Origin of the sequence: Streptococcus sp. DD11 (assembly GCF_001578865.1) — a bacterium.
Lineage (GTDB): Bacteria > Bacillota > Bacilli > Lactobacillales > Streptococcaceae > Streptococcus > Streptococcus panodentis.
In genome coordinates, this window is the sequence record NZ_KQ969396.1 from 44264 (window position 1) to 50275 (window position 6012).

Annotated in this window: 6 protein-coding genes; all 6 read right to left on the reverse strand. The window is 50.2% G+C overall.

Going from position 1 to position 6012, the window contains the following annotated elements:
* On the reverse strand, positions 1-1335 hold a 1335-nt coding region (locus tag STRDD11_RS09660), incomplete at its 3' end, for an ABC-F family ATP-binding cassette domain-containing protein (protein WP_241209398.1).
* Positions 1328-2533: a CCA tRNA nucleotidyltransferase gene (locus STRDD11_RS09665; RefSeq protein WP_128837153.1), complete on the reverse strand. Its 1206-nt coding sequence runs from the start codon at positions 2531-2533 to the stop codon at positions 1328-1330. The genes STRDD11_RS09665 and STRDD11_RS09660, both read right to left, overlap by 8 nt.
* Positions 2530-3297 carry a 4-hydroxy-tetrahydrodipicolinate reductase gene (gene dapB, locus STRDD11_RS09670; protein WP_128837154.1) on the reverse strand — a complete coding sequence of 256 codons (768 nt, stop codon included), beginning with the start codon at positions 3295-3297 and terminating at the stop codon, positions 2530-2532. Before dapB ends, STRDD11_RS09665 begins: the two co-directional genes overlap by 4 nt.
* Before the next feature lie 41 nt (positions 3298-3338).
* Positions 3339-4187, reverse strand: coding sequence for a DegV family protein (locus STRDD11_RS09675; protein WP_128837311.1), 849 nt, complete (start codon positions 4185-4187; stop codon positions 3339-3341).
* Positions 4188-4189: 2 nt separating this feature from the next.
* Positions 4190-4564, reverse strand: a complete 375-nt coding sequence (locus STRDD11_RS09680) for a DUF1149 family protein (protein WP_128837155.1) — start codon at positions 4562-4564, stop codon at positions 4190-4192.
* 471 nt (positions 4565-5035) lie between these two features.
* The coding region (locus STRDD11_RS09685; RefSeq protein WP_164828459.1) for a PTS fructose transporter subunit IIC at positions 5036-6012 on the reverse strand (977 nt) is incomplete at its 5' end.

Here is a 6012-nt window from a genome sequence, read left to right on the forward strand (position 1 = left end):
CCGCTTCTTCTCACCGCCGGACAGCTTTTCAATCAATGTGCCGTGCATGGAGCGCGGAAAGAGAAACTGCTCCAGAAGCTCAGCGACAGAAGTCGTACCTGCATCCGTCTTGACTTCCTCTGCTACTTCCTGCAGATAGCTGATAACCCGCTTGGACTCATCCAAGCCTTCAATCTGCTGGGAAAAGTAAGCCACTCGAACCGTTTCTCCGATGAGGAGCTGACCGGTCTGCGGCTGGAGTTTTCCGGCAATCAGATTGAGCAGGGTGGACTTGCCGACCCCATTATCACCGACAATGCCCAGCCGGTCCTTGTTTTGAAGGATCAGACTGAAATGAGCAAGAATCGGCCGGGCTTCATATGCAAATGTCACATCTTGAAACTCGATGACTTTCTTGCCGATACGGCTGGCCTCAACATTTATTTCCAAGCTGCTGTCGCTTGCCTGGCCGGCCAAATTTTTCTTTAGGTCATGGAAACGATGGATTCGGGCCTGCTGTTTGGTAGCACGGGCCTGAGGCTGCCTTCGCATCCAGGACAGCTCCTGCTTGTACAGCTGCTTCTTTTTGTGAAGCAGGGCTGCATCCCGCTCGTCCTGCTCCGCCTTGAGCCGGACATAGTCTTGGTAATTGCCTTGGTACTCAATCAAAGAGCCGCCGTCCAGCTCAAAAATCCGAGTTGAAATATGATCCAGAAAGTAACGGTCATGGGTGATAAAGAGAACGGTTTTTTTAGAATTTTTCAGAAATTTAGTCAGCCACTCAATCGTATCAATATCTAAATGGTTGGTCGGCTCGTCTAAAAGAAGCAGATCAGCATCTCCCAAGAGGACCTGAGCCAGCTGGACCCGCCGGCGGAGTCCGCCTGAAAGCTGACCGACCTTCAGGGACAGGTCTTGCAGTCCCAGCTGAGAGAGAACAGTCTTGACCTGACTCTCAATTTCCCAAGCATGAAGGGAATCCATCTCCGCCATGACCGCTTCTAGTCTTGACTGCTGACCTTCATCATAAGCAGTCAAGAGCAGCTCATACTCCCGTATCAGCTGCATTTCCCGCAGGCTGCTGGACAATACCGTATCAAGAACCGTCCTGTCCTCGTCAAAATCAGGCTCCTGGGTCAGATAGGCAATCTTGTAGTCAGACTTAGCCGAAAAAGGAGCGGCATCACCGTCAAAGCCTGCCCTGCCGGAAAGAACATCCAAAAGAGTGGTCTTGCCAGTACCGTTGACCCCAATCAGTCCGATGCGGTCCAGATCATGGATGATAAAAGAAATATTGCGAAAAACTGTCTTGTCGCCGACTGTCTTACTCAGCTGCTCAACAATAAAATCATTCATAGCCCAGCTCCTTGATAAACTCTATAATGTCATCTCTGTCATTGGCCAAAATTCCGTCAACAATCGCCGTTTCGACCTGATTCAGCACCTGACCCAAAGCCGGCCCCGGCTGAAAACCATAGTCTTCAATCAAAAGCCGGCCGCTCACCGCCATCTCATGCTTACCATGAATCGCCAAGGAGCTGTGCGTCGTTCGAATAAGCTCGAAATCAACCGGCAGGCCGGCTGCCTGCCGCAGACGCTCGGCCTGCAGCAGCAGGTCTGCTTCATAGCGATAGCAGTCCCGTCTCGTCAGCTCTCTTGTCCGGCGGATAGCAGCAATTTCTGCCAAAGCTGCTACTTTCTTGGCGAATTCCTTCGAAGTCTTCCAGTCTTTGAGAAAAGGACGACTATCGTGAACATCCAAAGCTGTTACCAAGGCTGCCCAAGCCTGCTCAGAACTGCTGAAAGCAAAGTCCGGCTGCAAGTCAAAAAGCTGTGTCAGCTGCTGGCCCCTGCCCTTCATATCCGGCAGAAAGTCTGATGCCCCGCTGGATAGGAGCGCAGCAAGTCCCTTACGCCAGTAAGCCCCCATGAGCAATTTATCAAATTCCACAAAAAGCCGCTCAACTGATATTTTTTCCAGTAAAGGAGCGCAGTCTCTCATAGCCCGCAAGGTGTCCGCTTCTAAGTCAAATCCCAAACTGGCCTGAAAGCGAAAGCCCCGCATAATCCGCAGCGCATCCTCATTGAAACGCTCAGCAGCCCGGCCGACTGCTCGTAAGAGCCGCTGCTCTAAGTCTGCCAGTCCCTGAAAAAGATCAATGACCTGCCCTTTTTCGTCCAGTGCTAAGGCATTGATGGTAAAGTCCCGGCGTTTGAGGTCCTCTTCCAGCGAGCGCACAAAAGAGACCTTGCTGGGCCGCCGGTAGTCCACATAGACATCCTCTGTCCGAAAGGTGGTGACTTCGTATTCGCCATTATTTTCCAAGACCAGAACTGTCCCATGCTCGATGCCCACATCAATGGTCCGGGGGAAGATTTTTTTGATCTCCTCTGGATAGGCCGAGCTGGCAATATCGACATCGTGAATCGGCCGTTCTAAAAGGGCATCGCGGACTGATCCACCGACAAAATAAGCCTCAAAACCGGCTTCCTTAATCTTCTTTAATACTGGTAAAGCCTCCTGAAATTCAGAAGGCATATTGTCGAGTCTCATAGTAAATGTTCCAATCCATAGACAAGTTCTGAGCGCTTGACTACTTCCTTGATTCCCAGATTGACTCCGGTCATAAAGGAAACCCGGTCATAAGAATCATGGCGGAGGGTCAGCCCTTCTCCCTGGCTTCCGAAAATCACTTCCTGATGAGCGACCAGGCCAGGCAGCCGCACTGAGTGAATCCGCATCCCGTCAAACTCCGCCCCGCGGGCACCTGCAATCGTTTCTTCTTCGTCAGCTGCACCCTGCTGCTTGCTGGTCCGGACTTGGCTGATCAGCTCAGCTGTTTTGACAGCCGTCCCGCTGGGAGCATCCTTTTTCTGGTCGTGGTGCAGTTCGATAATCTCTACATCAGGGAAATACTTGGCTGCCTGAGCTGCAAACTGCATGAGCAGAACAGCGCCCAAAGCGAAGTTAGGTGCAATCAAACCGCCCAGCTCCTTCTTACGAGAAAGCTCTGTCAGCTCCTCAATCTGCTCCGGAGTAAATCCAGTCGTTCCGACAACCGGAGCAAAACCGCTGGATAGGGCAAAGTCCGTATTCTCATAAGCTGCCTTCGGCGTTGTAAAGTCTACCCAGACGTGGGCATCCAGACCGGCCATGTCTTCCTTGCGGTTAAATACCGGAACTCCAGCGATTTCTTTTTCATCCGTAAAGGGATCCAGCAGGCCGACCAGGGTCAGTTCAGGATCCTCGCTCACCATTTTATAGGCCGCCTGACCCATTTTCCCTTTAAAACCAGCAATAATCACATTGATACTCATGTCTTCCTCCTTACAAGGTCTAGCTCAAGCTGTTCAAGCCATCAAATAACGGGAATGTAGACCAGCGCTACACTTCCTTGGCCGAGGTGTGTCCCGATGACACTGCCAAAGGTTGCAATGGGAATGTCGCCAGCAATCCCGCTGTCCAGCAGGATTTGCCGCAGCTCCTCTGCCTTTTCGGCTGCATGGGCATGGATGACAATGATCTGATAGTTCCCGCCGGCGGTTGCTTCTTCTACTACTTCAATCATGCGCTTGACCGCCTTTTTCTCGGTCCGAATCTTCTCAAATACTTCAATGACGCCCTGATCATTAAAATAGAGAACAGGCTTGATACTGAGCAGATTGCCCAGAATAGCTGCACCGTTGGACAGGCGGCCTCCCTTGACCAGATGGTTCAAATCATCCACCAAAATAAAGGCGCCGGTTCCCTCAATCTGCCGGTTCACCCCATCAGCAATCTCCTCAAATGAGCGGCCCTCTTCTGCCCAAGTCAGGGCAGATTCAACCATGATGCCCAGCGGAGCGCTGGTGATTTTTGAATCAGGAAAAGCAATGGTCAAATCAGAAAAATCATCTTTCAGATACTGAATATTCTGGTAAAAACCCGAAATACCGCTGGATAGAAAGAGACCCAAAACATGAGTATAGTCTTTGCCGTCCAGAATGGTTAAAATATCTTCCAGCTCTGCAATACTGGGCTGGCTGGTCTTGGGCAGTTCTTTTGCGGCAGCCATTTTTTCGTAAAATTCACTGGCTGTTAAATTTTGTCCTTCAAGATAAGTTTCTCCCTCAATGACAACCGGAATATCCAAAACAAAGAGATTGTCCTTTTCCAGGAGATGGGCCGGCAAGTAAGCCGACGAATCGGTAATGACAGCTAATTTCATCATCAGAACTCCAAATTAATGCCCGGCAGATCCAGAGCAATTTCTGTTACTTCATAAGTCAAACGATTGAGCATGGTCAGGCAGGGACGGGCCAGCTCCTCTACTTCTTCGTGATCAAACTCACTGGGCTCTTGGACCAGACGTCCATGGATATGATTAGCCTGCGAAATAGTCCCGCTGATAACAAAATTTTCAAAAACAATCATAAAGGTCAGGATGACAATCAAGGAAGTGGTTTGGTTTTCTGCGTCTCGCTTGACCAGCTGGAAGTTGACATCTACCTTAGTTTCAGGCGTTCCATTTTCTTTTTCCCATTCAAAATTGCGGGCATCGAAATGGTACTGACTTACAAATTCTTGTTCACGTTGTAAATGCATTACTGTTCTCCTAAAAATATGCGATAGTCCATTATATCATAATTCCCAGTGACTTTCCATAGCCATATCCCGAGATTCAGCAAGTCTGCAGACTGTAAAAATGGACAGATTAGCTCTTTTTGACTGTACGCAGATTTTCTGCCCTCTTCGAATCGCTTTGAGGCGGCGAATGAAGCTTCCGTAAGGAAGAGACAGTTCTACTGGCGTGAAGCCAATGCCAGCTTCGCTTTCCTTATCTGCTGCTTTGAAAAGCGGTGGGACAGACTCCCGTGATGGCCGCGCCCTCACCCACAAAGGAGAGTATCTTTGATAATATACCGTATAAGCCTCTTCGAAAATCTCTGCAGACTAGGTCAGCATCGCCTTGCCGTACTCAAGTACGGTTTCGGCTAGCTTCCTAATTTGCTGATGATTTTCATTGAGTATCAAAAAAGAACCTCACAACTGAGATTCTTTTTGATTAGTAAGATATTATTTTTCCAAGGGTTTGCGCAAGTAGCCAAAGAGAACACCGCTGACCACTGCTCCGATAGCCACAAAGAGCAAGTACAGGAGCGGGTTGGAGGTAAGGGCGATAACGAAGATACCGCCGTGCGGTGCCATCAGCTTCAGTCCGGCAAAGCCGACCAGAGCCCCTGTCAAAGCAGAGCCAGCGATAAAGCTTGGAATAGCACGGGCAGGGTCTGCAGCACCGAATGGAATAGCCCCTTCTGTAATAAAGGAAAGCCCCATAATAATATTTGTCAGACCGGAATCGCGTTCTTCTTCAGTGAATTTATTCTTGAAAAGCAGGGTTGCAACGAAAACTGCAAGCGGAGGCACCATACCGGCTGCCATCACCGCTGCCATCACTGTTGAACCGCCGTTCATCATGGCATCTGCTGTCAGAGTTCCTGTACCAAAGACATAGGCCGCCTTATTAACCGGTCCGCCCATATCTACGGCCATCATCCCGCCGACCAGCAGCCCCAGCAGAACGGCAGATGTACCGCTCAAGCTGGACAGGAAGTTGTTGAGTCCTGTATTGATGGCTGCCATTGGGATATTGACAGCAAGCATCAAGAATCCTGTGAAGAATACCCCCAGCAGCGGCAGGAGCAGGATGGAGCGAATTCCTTCCAGCGAACGCGGAAGTCCAGCCAAGAGCTTGCGAAGGACGAGAATGACACCGCCGGCCAAGAAACCGCCGACCAAGGCTCCTAGGAAACCAGAGGAAACCCCTGCAAGAGCAAGTGTTTTTTCACCGCCGGAACCAAAAGCAATCCCGCCAAAAGAAGCACCGCTGCTGGCAATAGCACCTGCAACAAAGCCTGATACCAGACCCGGCTTTTCAGCGATGGAGTAGGCAATATATCCTGCCAGAACCGGAAGCATAAAGCCAAAGGCTGCTCCTCCGATAGTCTTGAACTGAGCTGCCAGTTCATTGTAGCTTCCCAGCTGAGCCAAGG

Excerpts from the sequence above, each read along its gene's own strand:
- STRDD11_RS09665 (WP_128837153.1), bottom strand. The coding sequence starts at position 2,533 with ATGAGACTCGACAATATGCCTTCTGAATTTCAGGAGGCTTTACCAGTA.
- STRDD11_RS09680 (WP_128837155.1), bottom strand. The coding sequence starts at position 4,564 with ATGCATTTACAACGTGAACAAGAATTTGTAAGTCAGTACCATTTCGAT.
- dapB (WP_128837154.1), bottom strand. The coding sequence starts at position 3,297 with ATGAGTATCAATGTGATTATTGCTGGTTTTAAAGGGAAAATGGGTCAG.
- STRDD11_RS09675 (WP_128837311.1), bottom strand. The coding sequence starts at position 4,187 with ATGAAATTAGCTGTCATTACCGATTCGTCGGCTTACTTGCCGGCCCAT.